General features: G+C 69.9%; 8 protein-coding genes and 3 pseudogenes. 3 read left to right on the forward strand and 8 right to left on the reverse strand.

Annotation, left to right across the window (positions count from 1 at the left end; genetic code table 11):
- Window positions 1-389 (forward strand): annotated as a pseudogene (locus CCN51_RS57040) (hypothetical protein); the annotation flags it as partial.
- Window positions 390-500: 111 nt separating this feature from the next.
- Here the strand turns inward: CCN51_RS57040 and CCN51_RS08065 are convergent.
- The 4 genes and pseudogenes from CCN51_RS08065 to CCN51_RS08080 all read right to left on the reverse strand — a co-directional run.
- Window positions 501-986: pseudogene (locus tag CCN51_RS08065) on the reverse strand (LysR family transcriptional regulator); the annotation flags it as partial.
- A gap of 75 nt (window positions 987-1,061) precedes the next feature.
- On the reverse strand, window positions 1,062-2,231 hold the full coding sequence (locus tag CCN51_RS08070; protein WP_078610298.1) for an FAD-dependent monooxygenase: 1,170 nt from the start codon (window positions 2,229-2,231) through the stop codon (window positions 1,062-1,064).
- Entirely contained in the window at window positions 2,228-9,454 is a 7,227-nt protein-coding gene (locus CCN51_RS08075) for an amino acid adenylation domain-containing protein (RefSeq protein ID WP_014173422.1), read from the reverse strand. Before CCN51_RS08075 ends, CCN51_RS08070 begins: the two co-directional genes overlap by 4 nt.
- A gap of 131 nt (window positions 9,455-9,585) precedes the next feature.
- Window positions 9,586-10,785, reverse strand: a complete 1,200-nt coding sequence (locus CCN51_RS08080) for a 3-oxoacyl-ACP synthase III family protein (RefSeq protein ID WP_245881589.1) — start codon at window positions 10,783-10,785, stop codon at window positions 9,586-9,588.
- Between the two features lie 336 nt (window positions 10,786-11,121).
- On the opposite strand from CCN51_RS08080, the gene CCN51_RS08085 reads away from it, so the two are divergent.
- Window positions 11,122-13,362, forward strand: a complete 2,241-nt coding sequence (locus tag CCN51_RS08085; RefSeq protein WP_106436296.1) for an MMPL family transporter — start codon at window positions 11,122-11,124, stop codon at window positions 13,360-13,362.
- A 38-nt stretch (window positions 13,363-13,400) separates the two neighbouring features.
- Here the strand turns inward: CCN51_RS08085 and CCN51_RS08090 are convergent, their stop codons facing one another.
- The 3 genes and pseudogenes from CCN51_RS08090 to CCN51_RS57045 all read right to left on the reverse strand — a co-directional run.
- On the reverse strand, window positions 13,401-14,120 hold the full coding sequence (locus tag CCN51_RS08090) for a hypothetical protein (protein ID WP_238545270.1): 720 nt from the start codon (window positions 14,118-14,120) through the stop codon (window positions 13,401-13,403).
- A 160-nt stretch (window positions 14,121-14,280) separates the two neighbouring features.
- On the reverse strand, window positions 14,281-15,546 hold the full coding sequence (locus CCN51_RS08095) for a cytochrome P450 (protein ID WP_014173426.1): 1,266 nt from the start codon (window positions 15,544-15,546) through the stop codon (window positions 14,281-14,283).
- A gap of 157 nt (window positions 15,547-15,703) precedes the next feature.
- Window positions 15,704-16,026 (reverse strand): annotated as a pseudogene (locus tag CCN51_RS57045) (MBL fold metallo-hydrolase); the annotation flags it as partial.
- Window positions 16,027-16,170: 144 nt separating this feature from the next.
- On the opposite strand from CCN51_RS57045, the gene CCN51_RS08105 reads away from it, so the two are divergent.
- A complete protein-coding gene (locus tag CCN51_RS08105; RefSeq protein ID WP_014173427.1) occupies window positions 16,171-18,960 on the forward strand; it encodes an AAA family ATPase in 2,790 nt (929 codons plus the stop codon).
- 50 nt (window positions 18,961-19,010) lie between these two features.
- Here the strand turns inward: CCN51_RS08105 and CCN51_RS08110 are convergent, their stop codons facing one another.
- Window positions 19,011-21,689 (reverse strand): endo-beta-N-acetylglucosaminidase, encoded by a 2,679-nt coding sequence (locus tag CCN51_RS08110; protein WP_014173428.1) that lies wholly within the window; start codon window positions 21,687-21,689, stop codon window positions 19,011-19,013.
- Between the last annotated feature and the right edge of the window lie 20 nt (window positions 21,690-21,709).

Raw genomic sequence — 21,709 nt, forward strand, 5'->3', positions numbered from 1 at the left:
CGGTGGCCCGGTACAACAACCTCAGCGACCTGGGCAAGAACATCACCGTGCGCTACGACCCCGGTGTGCCCACCGCCGACGGAAACATCAACGGGACCATCCGCTTCGGCAACCGCGCCTATATGACCGAGCGGACCGCCCTGCACGAGATCGCCCACACCATCGGCGTGGGCACCAGCTCGGGCTGGTCCTCGCTCTCCAGCGGTGGCACCTGGCACGGTACGCAGGCCACGGCGCTCGTCAAGCGGTTCGACGGTGCGGGCGCCACGCTGTCCACCGGTGGCGGACACTTCTGGCCCTACGGTCTGAACTACGAGAACGAATTCTCGAACACGGCCGCCGACCGCCATGTCCAGATCGTCGTCGCCATGGTGCGCGACGGTCTGTGAGTTCAGGACACCCCGAGCCGTGGCTCGCGGGTGAGGACGGCGGCCAGTNNCGGGGTCCTCGGCGCGGGCCAGCGCATGGTCGGCGGGGACGGCGAGCACCAGGTCCTCGGAGTGCACCAGGACCGACTGGTACCGGTCGGGGATCGGCGGCCGGACGAGGCCCATGTCGATCTCCAGGTCGGCCAGCGCCGCGAACTGGTCCGGGCTGACGAGTTCCGTCAGTTCCACGGAGACGTCGGGGAGGTGGCGGTTCACCAGGTCGAGGACGTCGGCGAGTATCGCGTACGCCCCGATCGCGGTGAACGCCAGCCGCAGGGTCCCCGTACGGCCCTCGGCGGCGTGGCGGGCGGCGACCGGTGCGGCGTCGAGCAGGGCCAGGACCCGGCGGCAGTGGTCGAGGAGGGCCTGGCCCGCCGCGGTGATCCGCGTCCCCCGGCCGGTACGCTCGAACAGCACGACGCCCAGGCTCCGCTCCAGCGCCTGGATCTGGCGGGTCAGCGGCGGCTGGGTCATGTTGAGCCGTGCCGCGGCACGGCCGAAGTGCTGCTCCTCTGCCACGGCGACGAAACCACGGAGCTGTTGCAGAGAGAAGTCCATGCCGGTCACCGTATCGGCCGAGGACCACGGGGCCACAGCGCTGTGCGCGGTGGCCCCGTCACGGCAGTCGCGGTGTCAGACGTGGATCCCGGGGAACGTGAGGACGTCCCGCTGCTGCTCCGCGAAGGCGGCGTAGGTCGTCGCGCGCAGTTGCTCGTCCCGTTCGTGCCGCTGCCCCGGGTCCTCCAGCTGCTCCTGTTCGCTCAGCGCCCGGGAGCCGAGGACCATGGCCCGGTTGCGCTCGCGGCGCTGGTCCTCGTAAGCGCGCAGTCCGGCGGTCAGATCGCCGGCGCGGGCCAGTGTCCCGGCCAGGACGACGGCGTCCTCGATGGCCATCCCGGCCCCCTGGGCGAGGCTGGTGAGCATGGGGTGCGCGGCGTCTCCCAGGAGGGTGACGCGGCCGTCGCCCCATTGCTCCAGGAAGTCGCGGTCACGGGCCGGGATGGCGATGATGTCCTTTTCCGGCGTCACGCGGATGGCCGCCTGGACCTCGTCCGCCCAGCCGGCGTACGCCTGGACGATCTCCTCCTTCGTGCCCTGCCAGTCCGCGGCCCGTTCGACGGACATGTTCTTGGTGCCGAACCAGTAGGTCTGTCCGTGTCCCACGTCCAGCAGGCCGAAGCGCTGCCCGCTTCCCCAGTAGTGGAGGACCGAGCCGGTCTCGAAGTTCGGGTGGCTGAACGGGACGATGGCGAGCCAGCACACATATCCGGCCTCCCGCACCGGTTCCGGACCGGTGATCTGGCGGCGGATGGCGGAGTTGATCCCGTCGGCCCCGATGACGATGTCGCCGTGGGCCTCGCTGCCGTCGGCGAAGCGCACGGTCGCCCCGTCCGGCCGGGTCTCGTAGCCGACGGCGGCGGCGCCGAGGGTGATGGGGGTGTCTCCCACCGCTTCCAGGAGGCCCTGCTGCAAGGCGCTGCGGCTGATGACCACGGTGGGTGGCAGCCCGAGTTCGTCGCTCAGCTCCGGGATGGGGAACCAGGTGATGTGGTTGCCCTCGGCGTCGTTGATGCCGAAGCGCTGGAGTATCTGCCCGCGCTTTTCGAGGCCGATGTCGAGGCCGAGGGCTTCCAGGGCGGCGCCGCCGTTGCTCAGCACACCGAGGCCGGAGCCGGCGGCTTTCAGTTCGGTGGCGCGCTCGTACACCTCGACGTCGAAGTCGACCTGGCGCAGCGCGGCGGCCAGCGTGAGACCGCCGATCCCTGCCCCGATGACCACTGCTTTGGGCCGGTGGGATGTCATAGAACTCGGTTTTCCCTTCGGAGATGGGTTGAGGGGTGCAGGATGTCGGCCATGGTCTTGGCCACGTGGGCGACGCCGGGCTCCTCCATGATGGAGAGGTGATCGCCGGGTATGCCGATGACCTGGATGCGGCCGGTGGTCACCCGCCGCCAGCCGTTGGTGGGTTCGTAGTGCAGGCTGCCCGCGGCGCCGTGCATGGCTTCGAGGATCGCGGGGAGCGGTTCGTCGGCCCGTAGCAGGATGACGTCCTGGTCGTTGGTGCCCGGCCGGTAGTCCAGCGTGGCCAGCCAGTTGGCCCGGTAGAGGCGGAACAGGCGCCGGATGACGGTGCCCGAGCTGTCGGCGGGCAGCACACCGAGGTCGACGGCGCACCGTGCGATATGTGCGAACTTCTCGTCCAGCGAGGTGGTGTGCTCGGGTATCTCCTCCAGGGGCGAGGCGCCGCCGCGTACGGGCCAGAGCAGTTCCCAGAAGAACCAGCCGAGCAGCGCGTCGTCGGTGTACAGCTCGCGCAGTCGGGGGTTGAGGGTGACCGTGTCCAGGATCAGCACATCGGCCCGCTCGCCCTGCGCCCGGAGTTGCAGGGCCATTTCGAAGGCGACGAACCCGCCGAAGGAGTAGCCGCTGATCTTGTACGGGCCTTCGGGCTGGATGCGTTTGAGCGCGGCGACGTAGCTGCGGGCCATGTCCACAATGGTGTCCAGCGGTTCGGTGCCGGGGTCGGCGCCGGCGGCCTGGAGTGCGTACAGCGGCTGGTCGGGGTCGAGGTGTTTGGCGAAGGGCAGGAAGCAGAGCACATTGCCGCCCATGGGGTGGACCATGAAGAGCGGGGTCCGGTTGCCCGACGGGTTGAGCGGCACGATCGGGTCGAAGCGGGCCGCCGCCGCCGCGCCGGATCCCAGCCGGTCGGCCATGGCGGCCACGGTCGGCGCGGCGATGAACTCCGACAGAGGGATGACGGTGCCGAAGCGCTGTTCCAGGGTGGCGATCAGCCGCATCGCGGTCAGTGAGGTGCCGCCCAGGTCGAACATGGAGTCGTGGATGCCGACTTCGGGCAGATGCAGCAGGTCCGCGAGGATTTCGGCGAGGGCCTTCTCGAGCGGGGTGCGCGGCGGAGTGGTGTCGTGGTCGGCCGGCGCCTCGAGGGGGATGGCCCGCAGGGCGGCGTCGTCCCGTTTCCCGCTGGGGGTGGACGGCAGGGCGGGGAGCCACTGGACGTAGGACGGGACCATGTAGTCGGGGAGCGTTTCGCGTAACCGGCTGCGGAGCGCACCGGTGTCCACCGTGGACGGATCGCCGGTGAGGAACGCCACCAGGACCGTGTCCGTGCCGGGGCGGGTGTGCGCGACGACGGCGGCCTCCGCGATACCGGGGTGGCGGGGGACGAGGTCGCGGATCGCCAGCTCCACCTCGGCCGTCTCGACCCGGAATCCGCGGACCTTGACCTGGGTGTCCGCGCGGCCGGTGCATACGAGGTCGCCGCTCGGCAGGGCGAAACCGAGGTCGCCGGAGCGGTAGAAGCGGCCGGACCTGCCGGGCAGCGTGACAAAGCGTTCCTTGGTCAGATCGTCGCGGCCCAGGTATCCCCGTGCGACGGTGGCGCCGCCGAGATACAGCTCGCCCGTCACCCCCGGCGGCACGGGGCGCAGCCGCGGGTCCGCCACGACCACCTGGGCGCCGTCGACGGCGGTTCCCACCGGGGGAAGGTCAGGGAAGTCGGCCGGCCGTCCGGTCAGGGTGTGGCGGGTGACCACATGGGTCTCGGTGGGGCCGTACTGGTTCTCCAGCACGATCCCGGGCAGGGCCGAGCACAGCCGGCGGACCTCGTCGGTGATCCTCAGCTGTTCGCCGCTGGAGACGATGACGCGCAGCGCGGCCGGGGTGAGGCCCAGCGCCTCGGAGGCCAGCGCCAGTTGCTGGAGGGCGATGGAGGGAACGAAGACGCGCTCGACCCGTTCCCGGTGCAACAGACGCACCAGGGCCGGCATGTCCCTGCGGATCTCCTCCGGCACCAGCCGGAGGGTGCCGCCCGCGCACAGGGTGGAGAAGATCTCCTGGAGGGAGACGTCGAAGCTCAGCGGCGCGTACTGCAGGGTGATGCCCTTCGCGGCGCTTGGGGCGCGGTTCTGCCAGGAGACGAGGGTGGCCAGTGTGCGGTGGGGGATGTCGACCCCCTTGGGCCGCCCGGTGGAGCCCGAGGTGAACAGGACACAGGCGGTGCCGTCCAGGGCGATCGCGGGGAGCGGCGGGGCGGATGTGTCCCCGGTGGTGTCCCCGGTGGTGTCCCCGGTAGGCGGTTCGCCGATCTCCTCGAACCGTACGATCCGCGAGGCACGGCCGAGGAGGGAGTCGTGCCGGCCTGCGGCGACGATACGGCGGGGATCCGCCGCTTCGATCATGTAGGAGAGCCGGGTGGCGGGGTATCCGGTGTCCAACGGCATGACCGCCGCTCCGGCCCGCATGATGCCCAGGATGACCGCGATCACCTCGGGCGACCGGTCGGCCACGACACCGACGACATCGCCGGTACGCACCCCCAGGGCGAGCAGGTTGCGGGCCACGGCCTCGGTCGCCCGGTCGAGCCTCGCGTAGGTCCACTCTTCGTCCTGGGTCGCCAGGGCAAGGGCGTCCGGGGTGCGTACGGCCTGTTCCGCGAACCCGTCCACCACGCTCGGTGGTGTGCCCGTGCCCGTGCCGGCGGACAGCGGCTGTGACACAGCGGTGAGGAAGTCCCAGCCGGGCTGCTCCAGGGGGTGGTGGACCATACGGTCCAGGACGCGGGTGTAGTAGTCGGCGAAGACACCGGCCTGGTCCCGGGTGACCGTCTGGCCGTCGTTGTCGATACGCAGCCAGATGCTCTGGTCGACGGGGTCCGTCACAGCGTTGACGAGCAGCGTGAAGTTGGTCTCCTCGACGGTGCGCAGCTCCGTCAGCTCCAGTCCCGGCTCCCGGAGCGCGTCCGTGAGCTGCTGGAACCGTACGTAGTTGAACACCGTCTCGAACAGCGGGCCGCCGCCGTGCTCCTCCTGGATGGCGCTGATCGGGTAGTGGCGGTGGGGATACGCGCTCTGCTCGCGCCCGAACGCCTCCCGCACCGCCTCCAGCCAGCTGTTCTGCGCCGTGTTCACCCTCATGGGCAGCGTGTTGAGGAACAGTCCGACCATGCGCTCGGCGTGCGGGTGTTCCGGGCGGCCGTGTGCGATGAGACCGGTCAAGATGTCGTCGCGCCCGGACAGCAGCCGCAGGGTCATGCAGTGGGCGGCGAACAGTACCGACTTCAGCGGCAGCGCCTGAGCGCGGGCGAAGGCCCGTACGTCGTCGCCGAGCCGGGCCGGCAGGTCGAAGCGGTGCGATCCGCGCCCGCCTGCGGCCGGCGGCGGCTGGTGGGGTCGGTACGAGCCGAGCGCGGTGGGTTCGCCTCCGTCGAGCTCCTTGCGCCAGTACCGGCGGTCTTCCTCCGACGCGAGGGCCCGGCGCTCGGCCAGCAGGTGTGCGGCGGGCGAGGGCAGGCGGACCGCGGGCGCCGGGGTCGGATGCAGGCCCAGGGCATGCCCGTAGTCACGCAGCAGTTCGCCGATGAGGTTGGCGACGCTCGCACCGTCGAACAGGGCGTGGTGGAAGCTCAGGACCAGGTCGATCGCGGTGCGGCGGACGTGGACGCGCAGCGAGTACAGGCGGGCGGTGTCAGTGGCGGTGTCAATGGAGTACTCGTGGTGGCGGCGCTCTTCGATATGCCGCGCCACCTCCGTTTCGGCGTCGTCGACATCACGGGACCGCAGATCGACGACATCGAGGCCGTCGAAGCCGTCGTCCGTGGCTGGGTGCACCAGCTGCAGCGGTTCGGTGAACCCGGCCAGGCCGAAGCTGGTGCGCAGCGCAGGATGGCGCCGTACGAGTCCGTCGAAGGCCGCGCGGAAGTGTCCCTCGTCCCAGTCGCAGCGCAGCGTGTAGCGGAACACGTCCTTGTACAGGGACGATCCGCTCCGCTGACGGCTGTGGTAGATCAGGCCGAGTTGCATCCGGGTGAGCGGATAGGCGTCCGAGACCGAGCCCAGCCGGGCGCGGTCAATACCGGAGACCGTGTCGAAGGGGCACGGTTCCGCCAAGGGGTCGGAGGGGGATGCGTCGAGGACGGCCCGCGCGGCCAGGCGGGCGACGGTGGAGTGCCGTACGAGATCGGCCAGGGGGAAGCGCAGACCACGCTGCTCGGCCAGGGCGCGGACCCGCAGCATCTGCAGCGAGTCGCCGCCGAGCGCGTAGTAGTCGTCCTCGGCGCCCACCGGACCGCACCGCAGGACCTCGGACCATACATCCGCCAGGATCTGTTCCGCGGGGGTGAGCGGGCGTGAGGCCGGTGCGCCGCCGCGGGCCACCGGTTCCGGCAGCGCCCGGCGGTCCGCCTTGCCGTTGGGGGTCAGCGGAATGCGGTCGAGCCGCATCAGCAGTGCCGGGATCATGAACTCCGGTAGATCGTCGGCAAGTCGGCGGCGTACGTCGGCGGCGTCGATCTCGTCGTCGGCGACGTAGTAGCCGACCAGATGGACGCCCCGTTCGTTATCGGTACGGTCCACGACCAGCGCGTCCCGGATGCCGGGCACGGCGATCAGGGCCCTGCCGACCTCGCCCGGCTCCACTCGGTTCCCGCGGATTTTCACCTGGTCGTCGAGGCGGCCGAGGTATTCGAGAGACCCGTCGGCGAGCCATCGCACCAGGTCACCGGTGCGATACAGACTGCCTTCGCCGGTGAACGGGTCGACGATGAACCGCTCCGCTGTCAGGGCGGGCCGGTTCAGATATCCCGCGGCCACCCCGGCGCCGCCGATCCACAGCTCGCCCGGGACACCAGCGGGCTGGGGCTGTCCGTCCTGCCCGACCACGTACAGACAGGTGTTGTCGATCGGCCGTCCGATGGGCACGCGGCCGACGGGGCGGCCGGGGTCCCCGGGGCAGTCGTGGAAGGTCACATCGACGGTCGCCTCGGTCGGTCCGTACAGATTCACCAGATCCGGCGTGGCACGCTCCCCGTCGTGGAAGAGCCGGTTGAACCGGTCGACGCGGGCGGCCGGCAGGGCCTCTCCGCTGCAGAAGACCCGCCGCAGCGTCTTTGTCCGGGCACGCAGGTCCGGGGTCTGCTCCGCGGTGTCGAGGAAGGCGCCGAGCATGGACGGTACGAAGTGCGCGACGGTGACGCACCGGTCGCGGATGGTCCGGCCGATCACCCGGGGGTCCTTCTCACCACCCGGCGGCAACAGGGCCACGCTCGCTCCCTCAATGGCCCACCAGAACAGCTCCCATACGGAGACGTCGAAGGACACGGGTGTTTTCTGCAGCAGTACGTCGCCCTCGCCGATCGGGTACGCGCGCTGCATCCAGGCCAGCCGGTTGACCACGGAGTGGTGCCGGACCTGGACGCCCTTGGGCTTGCCGGTGGAGCCGGAGGTGTAGATCACGTACGCGAGGTCCGAACCGTCGGCCAGTGGCTCCAGCGGGGAGTCGTCGCCGTGCAGCAGGTCCGGGACGCGGTGCACGGGCACACCCGCCGCCACCGAGGTCTGCGGCATGCGCTCGTCCGACACCAGCACGGCGGCCGGACGGCTGTCGTCGAGCAGGAAGCGGATGCGCTCGCGCGGATATCCCGGGTCCACCGGGACATAGGCGCCGCCCGCCTTGCCCACCCCCATCAGCGCGATGAGCAGGTCGGGGCCGCGCTCCAGCGAGACGGCGACCCGGTCGCCCGGGCCCACGCCGTCCGCTCGCAGCGCCCGGGCGACCTGGTTGGCCCGCGCGTCGAGTTCGGCGTAGGTCAGGGCGTCGTCCGGGCCGGGGCCCACCACGGCGATCCGCTCCGGACCGCGGGCGACCTGGCGCTCGAAGAGCCCGCAGAGGGTGGCGTCCCGCCGATACGCGACGCGGTCTCCCCGGCCGCGCCGGATCAGCTCCTCCCGCTCCGTGGCCGGGAGCATCGGCACCGCGGACACCGGCCCGTCCGCCAGGTCCACGCCCTCTTCCAGCAGATACTTCAGGTGCCCGGCCATCGCCTCGATGGGGAAGTCGTCGTCGAAGACGTCCGTGGCGTAGTCCAGGTCGAAGCGGATCTCCTGCGCGTTGTCGAAGTCGAGCACCACCACCGAGAGGGCATCCTGCTCATGGCAGGGCGATTCCATGCTCGTCTCGAGGCCGATGCCCGGGGCGGGGTCCGGGCGTCCGGCCCGGAGGTAGGACAACGTCACGTCGAACAACTGCCGGTTACCGCCGTGGAGTTCGGGTAACGAGCGTACGACGTCCCCCAGGGCGACCCGCTCGTGTCGGCGCAGCACGCGGGTGGCGCTCCGCGTCCGGTTGACGATGTCCCGCAGCGGCTTCCCGTCGTGGGCGGGCAGGAGCAGGGGCAGCGTGTTCGCGAAATGTCCGACGGTGTCCATGAATTCATCGGGCCGGTTCAGGACCGGAACGCCCAGGATCACCTCCTCGGTGCGATGCACCCGCGTCAGATACGCGCCCAGCATGGTGGCGATATAGGGAAACAGCGGCAGCTGGGCCTTCCGGACGCGTTCCGCCCATGAACGGTCCAGCGTGAAGGAGTGGCGCGCGCCTGCGCGGGGGGCGCTCGCCGGCCTCCTGGGGAACAGCGCGGGGACCGCGCCGGCGAGGGCGGAGCGATGGGCCTCCAGGTCCGCGGTGTTCTCCTCGGATCCCTGGTAGGCGGCATCCTTCGCGGCGAACGAGCGGTACGGCGGCGCGCCGCCCTCCGCGGCGGCTCCGCCCGCCACCACCGACGCGTAATCGCCGAGAATCCGGGCGCTCACCTGGGTGAGCGACCAGCCGTCCAGCACCAGGTGGTGCGCAACCAGTTGGAGGTGCGTCACGCTGGGGCCCTCCACCAGGATCGCCACCCGGACCATCGGCTGATCGCGCAGCTCCATCGGACGCTGCTGGAATGCGCGCACCCGGCGGCGGCAGGCCGCCGCCGGATCGCTTTCCCGTGACAGATCGGTCGTCTCCACAGCGGGCGGCTGGGGTTCGACCCACTGACGGGGGGTCCCGTCCCGGTCGTCGAATCGCAGGCGCAGAGCGTCATGGCGCCGCAGGACTTTCTCGGCACACTGGCGGAGGACACCGAGATTCACATCCCCGGTGAGCTTTTCATGACATGAGACGTTGTACTGCGGTGATTCCTCGGACTGTGCGGCGGAGACCCAGATGTCGAGTTGATATCGCGTCAAAGGAAAAGGCGGCTCGGACGAATTCATTGTCACGATCTCCGGGTGAGATGTTGGGGGCCGGCTACCGGTCGAACGAAGGAATGAGAAGGACCGCGGACGAATGAACGTGAAGGACCCGCGGCGAGGGCGGACTAGTACCAGCGCAGCAGTGCCGCGGCGGCGTTCATACCGCCGCCGATGGACGCCAGCAGGAGGTTTTCGCCTCGCTCCAGGGGCCGGTCCCGGTCCGCCGCACACAGAGTGACGGGAATGGAGGCGCCCGCGGTGTTCCCCAGCTGGGGAGCGGTGAGCGGCATGCGCTTACGGTCGATTCCCGTCATATCGGCGAAGGACTCCAACAGGCGGGGGTTCGCCTGATGGAAGATGAATCGGTCAATTCCCCCCAGGCCCAGACCGGCGTCGTCCAGGACCTGGTCCACGATCTTGGGCAGAGTCGTCTGCACATACTGTCGGATCGCACGCCCGTCCATCTTCAGGAAATTCTGCCCGGATTGGAGCGCGGCCCGATCGAGCGGCAGAGCCGTGCCGCCGGCCGGTACCCCGACGAGATGGTGGAGCGCGCCATCGCTGAGGGTCCGCATGGCCAGCAGCCCGTACCCCTCCGGCACGGGGCCCAGCAGCACGGCTCCGGCGCCGTCCCCGAAGAGGCTCACGGTGCTCCGGTCGCTGCGGTCCATGATGGTGGAGAACATATCGGCGCCCACCACCAGCACATGTTCGGTATCCGGCGACGCCGACCGCAGACCGTCGGCGACGGCCATGCCGTACAGAAAGCCGCTGCATACCGCGTTGACGTCGAAGGCCGGCATGGCGCGCAGCCCGAGCTTGTGCTGCACGATGGCCGCCGTCGCCGGCTGGGGCACATCGGGCGTACAGGTGGCCAGTATCAGAGCGTCGATCAGCTCTGCCGCGCCATCGCGTTCGGAGAAGATCTGCCGCACCGCGTGCACCGCGAGATCCGAGGTCGCGGTTCCGGCGCTCGCATAACGTCTCTCGCGAATTCCCGTGCGTTCGTGGATCCATTCCTCCGATACGCCGGCCCATTCGGCTATCTGGTCGTTTCCGACCACGTGATCGGGTACATGAGATCCGATGCTGATGATCCCTGTTGGCATGGGGAAATCCAGTTCGTCGATGGCCAGGCAGCACGCATGGCGGTCCTGGCACGGGGAAGGAAAACAGGAATCGCACTGTTCCTTGAATTTCTTCTCGTCGACAGTCGGCGGACTCGCATGGAAAGGGATGCCCGAACGAAGGAAGCTTAGCCTGCACCGGAGAAAGCAGCCACTGTGACGTACGCCACTTCGTCCCTCCGATGAACGGTGGCCCATAGTCCGTTTTCAGTCCCCGTCACTTCAAACTGACATAGTTCTGCCATACATGGATTTCCGGGTCAACTTTAAGCAGCGTCAGTTACGGCTGAAAATGCGAGAAAGTGCGGCCTGGCGGTGGTCGTCGAGGCCGATCTGCCGCTCGGCCCCTTCCCCGGGGCCGGTCAAACCACCCTCAGGGGCACGGCACTCTACCCCGGCAGCCCCCGCCGGGCGGGCTCTTGAGGTACGGCCGAAGGTCCCCAGGGCCCCATCCGCGATGTCACATCCGAGGCACCCCGATCCGTCCAGAAGTCGGTGATGCATCAGATGCCGCGCTTCGAAAGGGACAGGAAAATGCTTGACAGGCTGGCCAGACTGGTCATCCGGCGCCGAGTGGCGGTTCTCGTGGTGAGTCTCGTACTCGCCGTGGCCGGAGGAATCGCGAGTACGACCCTCTTCAGCAAATTGGCCGCCGGCGGGTTCGACGACCCGCACTCGGAGTCCGGACGCGCCGTCAAGATGCTCTCCGGCACGTTCGGCCAAGGCCAGCCCAACCTCACCGTGCTCGTCACCGTCGACGGCAGTGTGGACGATCCCGCCGCCCGGACCGCGGCCGGCGAGCTCACCCAGGAGCTGAGCAAGGAGCCCGGGGTCGAGAACGTCACCTCGTATTGGGCGGCGGGCAAGCCGCCCCGGATGAAGAGCAGACACGGCGATGCGGCCCTGATCACCGGCACGGTGACCGGCGATGACTCCACGGCGCAGAAGCGCGTGGCCGAGCTGGCCGATGCCTACGAGGGCGAACGAGCCGGTCTCGACGTGACGTTCGGCGGCAATACGAAGTTCCAGGCCGAGTTTCTGGAGCAGGGCCAGAAGGACGCCCAGACCGGCGAGATCATCGCCATCCCGCTCACCCTCGTCGTCCTGGTCTTCGTCTTCGGAAGTCTGATGGCCGCCGCCCTTCCGCTGATCGTCGCCGTCGTCGCCATGATGCTCTCCATGGGGCTGATGTGGCTCCTGGCGGAGGTGACGGCCGTCGGATCCCTCTCCGCGAGCGTCGTGACCCTGCTGGGTCTGGGGCTCGCGATCGACTACAGCCTGCTCTTCGTCAACCGCTACCGGGAGGAACTGGCCTCCGGGAAGCAGACCGAGGAGGCGCTGCGGGCGACGATGACATCGGCCGGACGGACGGTGCTCTTCTCGACGCTCACGGTGGCGGTGGCCTCCAGCTCCATGGTGTGGTTCCCGCTTCTTGCCGTACGGTCCATGGGCTACGCGGGCGCGCTGACCGCGGTGCTGTCCGGCGCGGCCGCGCTGCTCGTGCTCCCCTCGGTGCTCGCCATGCTGGGTGACCGCATCGAGCGCGGCCGGGTCATCGGCCGTAAGAAGCGGGCCGCCGGGGCCGCGGACGGCAACGGTGCCGCCACGAACGGGTTCTGGCACCGCCTGGCGACACTGGTGATGCGGCGCCCCCTGCCCATCGCCACGGCGGCCACGCTCTTTCTGCTGCTGCTCGGCGCGCCGTTCCTCGGTATCAACATCGGCATGCCGGACGAGCGCGTGATGCCGGAGTCGTCGTCCGCGCGCCGGGTCGCGACCGCCGTCAAGGAGGACTTCGTCGGCAGCGGGCAGAACGCGCTGGTGGTGATCGCGCCCAAGGGCGGATCGGACGGAAAGGCAGTCGAGGGGTACGCGAAGCGGTTGTCGTCGCTGCCCGGTGTCGCCGCGGTGCGCACCTCCACCGGAAACTACGCGGAAGGCGGCCTCGTCACGCCCCCGGACCTGCAGTCACGGGGCTTCGCCGCCAAGGGCGCCGTCTACTTCTCGGTGATGCCGGCGTCGGACAGCCCCGAGGAGGCCGGGCAGATCGTCGGCGAGATCAGGGACAGCGAGGCGCCGTTCGAGGTCCTGGTGGGCGGAATGGCGGCCACCAACAAGGACGCGGCGTCCGCTCTGGCGGAGTGGCTGCCGTACGCGCTGGGCACACTGCTGCTCGCGATGCTGGTGCTGCTGTTCCTGGTCACCGGAAGCGTTCTGTTGCCCTTCCTGGCCGTGGTGCTCAGCCTGCTCAGTCTGACGGCGACGTTCGGCGCGCTGGTGTGGGTGTTCCAGGACGGCCACCTGGCGGGGCTGTTCGGCGGCTTCACCGTGACCGGCAATATCGCGGCGACGATCCCGGTGATCCTCTTCGGCCTCGCCTTCGGTCTGGCCATGGACTATCAGGTGTTTCTGCTGTCCCGTATGCGGGAGGAGTACGAGCTGACGGGTTCCCCGACGAAGGCCGTGACCCACGCTCTGGAGCACACGGGCCGGATCGTGACCGCCGCGGCGGTGGCCATTTCGATCGTCTTCCTCGCGTTCACGGCGTCGGACATCTCCCTGGTGAAGGCGTACGGTGTCGGGCTGCCGCTCGCGGTCCTGATGGACGCGACGCTCATCCGCGGTGTGCTGCTCCCCGCCGCGATGCGGCTGGGCGGCGGGGCCACGTGGTGGGCGCCGCCGGGGCTTCGGCGGTTGCACTCCCGCCTCGGGCTGCGGGAGGAGGCGCACCCGCGGCAGCCGCGGGTGGAGCGGGAGCAGACGCCGACCGGCTGACCACCGGCCGGCGTGAGCGGCTCCCGGTCGACGGTGGCTCAGGACAGGAAACTGCCGTACGGGCCGTTCAGGATCCCGTTCTTCTGGGACTGGCTGAAGTGACAGTTCGGGTAGTCGTAGAACGACGCGGACATCGGTGTGCCGTCGGTGGACGTGGAGTCGGGCAGCCCGAAGGCGTGGCCGAGCTCGTGCACCATGCCGCCGTACCAACGGTTCATATTGCCGTTGGTACCGGCGGCACCGTCGGCGTCGTGACCGCTGAGGATCACCCAGCCGCCACCACCGCCGCCACCGGAGACGCCCTGGGCCTCGGCGCTGATCTCACCGACGCACAGCCAGCGCGAGTCCGGGGCGTTGAGAGCCAACTTGCGCAGCAGCTCCTGCTGCATGTTGAAGACCACCCACCAGTACGGGTCGTCGCCGTTCCGCGTGTTCTCGTACCAGGCCCGGTTGTGGTCGCCGTTGACCACCTCGACCGCCGGGTTGTTCAGCGTGAAGGTCTTGCCGAGTTCCTGGCGGTAGTAGCGCTGCGCCTCCTTCATCACATTGGTGATGCCATCGGGGTACCGCTGGTCGAATGCCACATCCGTGGGCTTGAGCCAGAACACTCGCACGGTCTTGGACGGCGGGGCGGCGGCCGAACGTGCCGTCGCCCCCGTCGCCGCCTCGGCGACCCCCGTCAACACCCCGGAGCCCAACGCTGCCATCCCCGCCGTCGCGGTCAGCACCGCACGGCGCGTCATCTTGCGACTATCCACCGAACACCTCCTCGATGAACCAGTACATGACAAGACGAAGCTAGCACCAACTGGCGGTATTGCGAATAACGTTCGAAATACCGACAACGCCTGGGCGGCGGGGTCTTAACGGACACCTTTGAAGAAGGTGTCCCCGAAGCCCCGCGGCCCAGAGCGCGGGTCAGCCCAGAGCGGGGGTGAACTCCACCGGGAGGGCCGCGATGCCCCGCAGCCAGATGGAGGACCGCCACACAAGCTCCTCGGGCGACACGGCCAGCACCACATCCGGCAGCCGGTCGAGCAGCACCTCGATCGCCGTCATGGAGATCACCTCGGCCAGCTCCCGGGCCGGCACCGGGCAGCTGTGCTCGCCGTGGCTGAACGACATATGGGCCTGGTTGCCCGACGCATCGGCCCGGAAGTCCGGCCGTACGCTCGGATCCGCGTTGGCCGCCGCGAGACCCAGGACCAGGCAGTCGCCCTTTTTGATGCGCTGTCCGCCAAGGATGGTGTCCTCGGCGGCCCAGCGGCCGATGAAGGCGGGAACCGGGGTGTTCTCCCACAGCACCTCGTTCAGCGCCTGGCCGATGCTGCGCCGCCCGCCGGCCATGGTGACCGCGAACCGCTCGTCCGTCAGCATCAGCCCCAGCGCGTTGCCGATCCAGTCGGTCGTGCTCTGATGGCTGGCGTACACCGTGCCGATCAGATCGTTGACGATCTCCTCGTCGGTGAGGGCCGCCCGGTGCGCCGCCATCTGCGCCGGGATGCCCGGCATACCGGGGTTGCGCCGAACCTCGGCCATCAGCGTCACCATGCGGTTGTGCACCCGCTGATACGCGGCCACGCTGCCGTCGTTGGCGGTGACCATCTCCACCGTGTCGCGCTGGATGGCGACCGCCGTGTCCGGGGCCAGGCCGAACAGCCGGGTCACCACCCGGATCGGCACCTGGCTGGCGTAGTCGGCCACCAGCTCGGCGCGGCCACTGCCCGCGAAGACGTCGATCAGCTCGTCGGCCACGCGCTCGGACTCGGCGCGCAACTCGAACTGGTCCACCGACGCCAGCGCGTCGAACATCGCCTCGGCCCGCCGCTCGTGCTCGGCGCCCTCGGCGAACAGCATGGTCGGCCGGTAGCCGACGAACGGCATCAGCGGCCAGTCGGCCGGGATGTACTCCCATGCGTGCCAGCGGCGCGAGTCACGGGCGAAGAGCGTGGGATCGGAGGTGACACGGTGCAACTCCCGGTAGCCGAGCACAAGCCAGGCGGGGATGTCGCCGTCGAGCAGGATCGGCGCCACCGCGCCATGGTCCCGGCGCAACCGCCGGTACAGCTCCGCCGGGTCGGCCTGAAGCTCCTCGGTGTGCATCCGTACGGCGCCGGGGTGCGCCGGGCAGCCGGTGAGAGGCGATGGGCCGTCGACCGGCGAGGGGTGGTGCACGTTCGTCACGCTGTCAACTCCGGGGCGAGGAGGCGGGAAGTCCAGGGAGTATACGTACAGGTGAGCCGGTCGTCAGCGGCTGAACGTCCCACGACAGGTCAGCTCCAGGCCCGCCGCTCCTGGCCGCGGGGGTCGTCGAGCCGGGTCCACTCGGCGTCGATGCGCCGCCGACGAACACCGCGCGGTCCGTTCCGGAGGTGAGGGTCAGCACGGAGGAGCCGGGGGTGTGTCCGGGAGCCGCGTCCAGGCGCAGATCGGCGTCGATCTGGCGGCCGAGCAGCGGCATCAGATAGGTGGCATTGGGAAAGGTGGGGACCCAGTTCCGCCCGTCCAAATAGGTGTTCCGGCGCCGGTGTCGACGAGGATGGTCCTGCCCTCGCTGCGCGGCAGCCAGGTCTGGAGCGCGGAATTCACGATATTGGTCTCGGCATCCAGAAAATGCGGGGTCAGCCAGAGGGCACCGGCTTCCCAGACTTCCTTCGTGCTTTCCTACGAGCGGCCTCGGCGCGCGCGGTATCCGTCACGTGACTGCACCTGCGCGCACGGCCCGCACACTGGGCCCGGCGGCTTGTAGCCTGGGTGGGGCCAAGGCACGGCGGCTCCGATCGAAGAGCCATATTCCCTGGAGACTCCGTGGACGAGCACGCAGGCGGCCCCGGTGCGGTCACCGGACCGCAGCCGGAGGCGGGGAAGCCGATCGTCGGCCGGGACGCGGAGCTGGCACGCCTGTTTCGCGCGGTGGACCCGGCACCGGCCGACCCGGTTCTGCTGCTCGTCGGCGACGTGGGCACGGGGAAGAGCACACTGCTGGACTCCGCGGCGCGCCGGGCCGAGGCGAGCGGCGCCCGCGTGTTGCGCGCCGACGGGAGCGAGTCGGAGTCGAGCCTCGCGTTCTCCGCACTGCACCAGCTGCTGCGGCCCGTAGCGGCCGAGATGGAGGGGCTGCCGGAGCGGCAGCGCGCGGCGCTGTACGACGCCTTCGGCGCGGGGCCGGCCACGGCGGCGCCCGACCTCATGCTGCTCGGGATCGCCGTTCTGAGCCTGCTCTCAGGTCTGGGCGACCGGCGTCCCGTCCTCGTGGTGCTGGACGACGCTCAGTGGTTCGACCGTGCCTCCGTGGACGCGCTGTCCTTCGCCGCCCGACGGCTGGCGGGTGAACCGGTCACGATGCTGATCGGCGCCCGTGTCGGAGAACACCTCCCCGGGTTCGACGGGCACGTACCGACACTCGCCCTCGGGCCGCTGGACGACGCCGCGGCCAACCGGCTGCTGGACCTCCAGCCGCACAGCCCCACCGGCCGGACCAGGGCGCGGATCCTCGACCAGGCCGGCGGCAATCCGCTGGCGCTGGCCGAGCTGACCAGGGCGGCCACCGCATTCGACACGGCCGCCGAGCCGCCGTCCGCGGGTCCGCTGCCGCTCACCGATCATCTGGAGCGGATCTTCGCCACCCGGCTGGCCGGCCTCCCCGCCGCCACCGCGCGTGCCCTGCTGCTCCTGGCCGCCATGGACACCGTCGACTCCGCGATCGCCGTCTCGGCCGGGCTGCCGCGCGTCGAGGACGACGCATGGCTGCCCGCCGAGCGGGCCGGGCTGGTCCGGCGGACCGGTCGGGACGTACGGTTCCGCCATCCGCTGATCCGGTCCGCCGCGTATCACGCCGCGTCGTTCGACGCCCGGCGCGAGGCCCACCTCGCCCTCGCCGGGATGCTGCGGGACGAACCCGATCGGCGCGCCTGGCATCTCGCCGCCGCCTGCCCGCGCCCGGACGCCGCCGTATCGGCGGAGCTGGAGCGGACCGCCGACCGGGCCCGCCGCCGCGGCGGCTATGCGACGGCGGCCAAGGCGCTGCAACGCGCCGCGGAGCTCGCACCGAGGCGCGAGGACGGCGCCCGGCTGCTTGTCGAGGCCACCGCCACGGCCGTGTTCACCGGCGACCTCACCTGGGTCGAGGAACTGGCCGCCGCGGCCCGCGCGCGTACCGACGACGCGTCGCTGCTGGCCGCCGCGACCGTACAGGTCGGACGGCTGGCGGTGCTGACCGTACGCCACACCGTGGTGTTCTCCCGGCTGGCGCAGGCCGCCGAGCAGTTGGCGCTCTCGTGCCCCGACACCGCGCTTGACCTCCTCGCCGGCGCCGCCGTGGTCCGTTTCTACGCCGGAGAGGACACCCAGCGGCACCGCATCCTGGACATCCTGCGCCGCCTTCCCGAGGACCCGTCACACGCGGGCCTGCGCACCTGGGTGCGGGCCGTGTCGGATCCCCTCGGCCACCGGGCCGAACTCATCTCGCTCCTCCCGCGGTTGGCCGCGGAGGCGGAACACCGGCCCGAACGGATCACCACGCTCGGGATCGCGGCGTGGCTCGTGGACGAGACCCCACAGGCCGTCCGAGCCTTCGACGAGGCATTCGACCGCTGGAAGCTGCAAGGACCGCTGCCGGAGGGTCTGGGCGGCGCGGCGGCCTGGACCTATGTGGAACAAGGGCGATGGGATCAGGCCCGGGAGGCCTGCGCCCGCACCATCGCGGTCGGCTCGGCGACCGGTCTCGACCACGCCGTGGCGTGCGCGACCGCCGTGGACGCCACCGTGCTCGCCTACCAGGGTGACACGGAGGCGGCCCGCGCCCGGGCCGAGGACGCGCTCGCCCTGATCGACCCGCTGGAGAGCCGTTCCGTCGGTGTGTACGCCCGTCGTGCGCTCGGTGCCGCGGCGGCCGCCGAAGGCGCGTACGAGACCGCGTACGACCAACTGCGCCTGGTGTTCACCGCGGATGGCGGGCCCGTGCACTACCACGCCTCCTATCCGGCCCTCGCGGATCTGGCCGCCGCCGCTGTGCGCGGCGGCCGTCGGGAGGAGGCCGCCGCGATCGTCGAGCGCTGTGCACACGCCCTCGGGGACGGCGCCTCGCCCCGGCTGCGGGCGCTGCTCAGCCGAGCCCGTGGTCTGCTGGCCACTCCCGAGGAAGCCGAGCCGCACTTCCGGGCGGCGCTCGCGGACCCGGCGCCGGCACACTGGCCCTTCGAACGCGCCCAGACCCTGCTGGACCTCGCCGAGTGGCTGCGGCGCCGGCGGCGCATCGCCGAGGCGCGCGGGCCGCTCACCGAGGCCCTGGAAACCTTCCGGCGGCTGGGCGCGCGCCCCTGGATCGAGCGCGCCCGAGCCGAAGCGCGCGCCGCGGGCCTGGACATCATGGACACGGCCCCCGACGCGCTCGCCGAGCTCTCACCACAACAGCGGCAGATCATCAGGCTCGCCGCCCGCGGAATGACCAACCGCGAAATCGGCGAAAGGCTCTTTCTCTCCCCGCGCACGGTCAGCTCGCACCTCTACCGCAGCTTCCCCAAGCTGGGCATCACCGCCCGCTCCCAGCTGCGCGACCTCATCGAGGGCACCCTCGCGACGGCCGGCCACCAGGAATGAGGGAGCGCCCGGCACATGTCGTGCCGGGCGCGGTGTCCTCGCGACGCGGTCTAGTTGCCGCGCAGCACCGTCGTGACCTTGTTCCCTGCGTAGTCCTCCAGCACGGCGACGACCTTGCTGGTGGAGCCGGCCATGGTCACCGTCATCGCCGGGCGGGTGGTGCGGCCGCGGACGATATACGGTTTGCTGCCCGACCCGTAGGTCGTGGCGAACGACTTCGGCTGCCCGTCCTCCAGGACGGTCAGCGTGTGCCAGTCCGGAAGGGTCGGGCGGGAGAAGGTGAAGGTGTTCCCCGAGATCTTCACGGCGGTGGCGGGGTAGGGGCTGATCTCGGTGTCGGCGAAGGTGCCACGTACGCCGGTGGCCGTGCCGTCCGTGCCGTTCTCGGTCTCTGCGGTGAGGAGGTATTCGTCCCCGCTGACGGGGACGCCGGTCAGGGTCGTGCTCGTCTGCTGACCCGGCACCGTGACCTTCTTGGTGAAGGGGTTGGCGGTGTCGAGGCTGCGGACCTCCACCGTGAGCGGCCGGCCGGTCTGCCTCGGGGACCATGTCGCCTTCAGCGTCCCGTCGGAGCTTGCCTTGGCGGTCACGTCGGCCGGGGCCGAGGACAGATCGAAGGACACGGTCGCGGGTTTGCTCCGGGATCCGTCGGGGCCGACCGCGACGAGCTTGATCGTCCCTGATGTGGCGGTGAACCGCTTGACGTAGTAGACGTCGTCGTAGATGCCACCGAGGTAGGTGTCGTCGAGGTAGACGTCGTAGCGGCGGACCGTGTCGTAGTCGCTTCGCTGCCAGGACAGGAACAGCTCATCGCTGTTGGGCAGCAACTGGTCGATGCGCAGTTTCTCGGGCTTGGCCGGGGTGCGGTCGACTCCGTCGTGCAGGGCCAGGGCGCCCAGGTTGACCTGGTAGTTCTCGATCGGCTGTGCGCCTGCGGCAACGACGAGGCCAAGGGACGCGATGTGCTCACCGGCGTACTTCGACAGGTCGGCGGACACGGTGGTCCAGCCGTCGGTGCGCTTACCGGAGCCCGACAGCGGCACCTGCACCACCTTGCTCGGGTCGGACGCCAGCACCAGTGCGAGCCGAAGCTGCGAGTCGTCATCCGCCGAGGGCTTGTTGTAGGTCAGGGAGAGGGACGACCCCGCCTTGACACTCAGGTCGGTCTTGTAGAGGCGTACGGTGTTGTCGCTGTCGAGCCTGCCGCTGAGCACCAGCGAGCTGCCCCCGTTGTAGGCCCCGATCTTCTGGTAGGAGAAGCGGCCGGCGGGCGTGTACTTGGGGCCGTAGTCGAAGTCGGCCTTGAGGGGCGAGCTCGCGGCGTCGATCCACCACTGCCAGGTCACCGGGATGTCCTGGAGGTTGATGTTGCCCCATTCGGCGTCGTTGGAGAGCTTGCCGTCACTCCAGGTCGACAGGCCGTGTCCGGTGTTGAACGAAGTCGCGAAGGTGCCGCCCTTGATGACCGAGCGCTCGGCGACGTACTTCGAGATGCCCTTCCAGCTGCCCTCAGGTGTGGTGGACCCCTGGGACGAGCCGGTCCACCAGCGGCGTTCCCGGTCGAACACCGCCGACTGGGCCTTGTCGTCGGTCTTGTTCGCGTAGTCGGAGGAGACGAAGTCGGCGCCGAGCGTGGCGATGGCGTTCATGGGCGCGCCGTCGGTGCCGAGGTTGTTGTCGAGGTTGTACGGCTGGTCGAACTGGTACATGCCCGCCTCTACGCCGGCGAAGACGCTCTTGCGGGGGTTGAGGCCAAGGCTCTCCGCGTACGTCTTCGACCGGGTGAGCTTGGACTTGTCCCACCAGTAGTTGAGGAAGACCGAGTCGGACACATCGCCCTCGGCCTTGTCCCGGACGAACGGAGCGTTGACCGAGTTGAACTCGTTCTGGTACGAAACCCGGCCCGTGGCGTTGTCGATGGAGTCGTACCACTGCACATACAGGCCGCCGTCGCGCAGCTGCTTGAGGAAGCGCTTGAAGGTGGGGATGTCGGCCGCGGCGACCGCGTCCTCCTGGTTGAAGAAGTAGCCGTCGAAGCCGTAGTACTTGGCGACCTCGACGAGCTTCGCGGCGGCGGGGAAGTTGCCGGCCGTGTCCCGGACGAGCAGTTCGGAGTACGTCTGGTCGCCCCGGTCGTTCGGGGAGAAGAAGATGCAGCCCAGCGACCGTACGCCGTTCGCGTGGGCGGCGTTGGTGTAGCCGGGGTTGGGCAGGTTGACCGCCCCGAACTCGAACCACTTCTCCTTCCAGTCGAGGTTGGGGTCGTAGTAGTTCACGGGCACGCCCTCGGTGGGCATGCCGTGCCAGGACGCGTACACATCGGAGTACTGCCAGTAGTTGAAGAGGTACTGGCTGAACTCGTTGGTGTACGGGTGGCTCTCGAAGAACGCGTTGCCGTAGTCGCCCGCGAGGGTGAGCTGTTGGGTGTCGGCGGGCAGGGCCGGGTTGCGCTGGGTGGTGGCATCGGGGGCTATCCGGGTCTGCAGCGGCACCTTGGCGCGCAGCAGTTCGGCGTCGGTGTCGTCGGCGGGGTTCCAGCGCAGCAGGTCGGTGGAGGAGTAGCCGTGCTGGTAGGGCTGGTTGGCGCCGACGGCGCTCTCTCCCGTCCAGGGCAGGGTGTCGCTGGCCACGGCGGTGCCGGCGCCCAGGGTCAGGGCCAGTGCCGCGGCCAGGGCACCGGTGCGTGCACGGACCGAGGCCCGTCTTGTGGTGTCGCGTTGTCGTGCCATGCCATTTCCTCGCTTTCCCT

This window comes from Streptomyces milbemycinicus (assembly GCF_002154605.1).
Taxonomy (GTDB): Bacteria; Actinomycetota; Actinomycetes; order Streptomycetales; family Streptomycetaceae; genus Streptomyces; species Streptomyces milbemycinicus.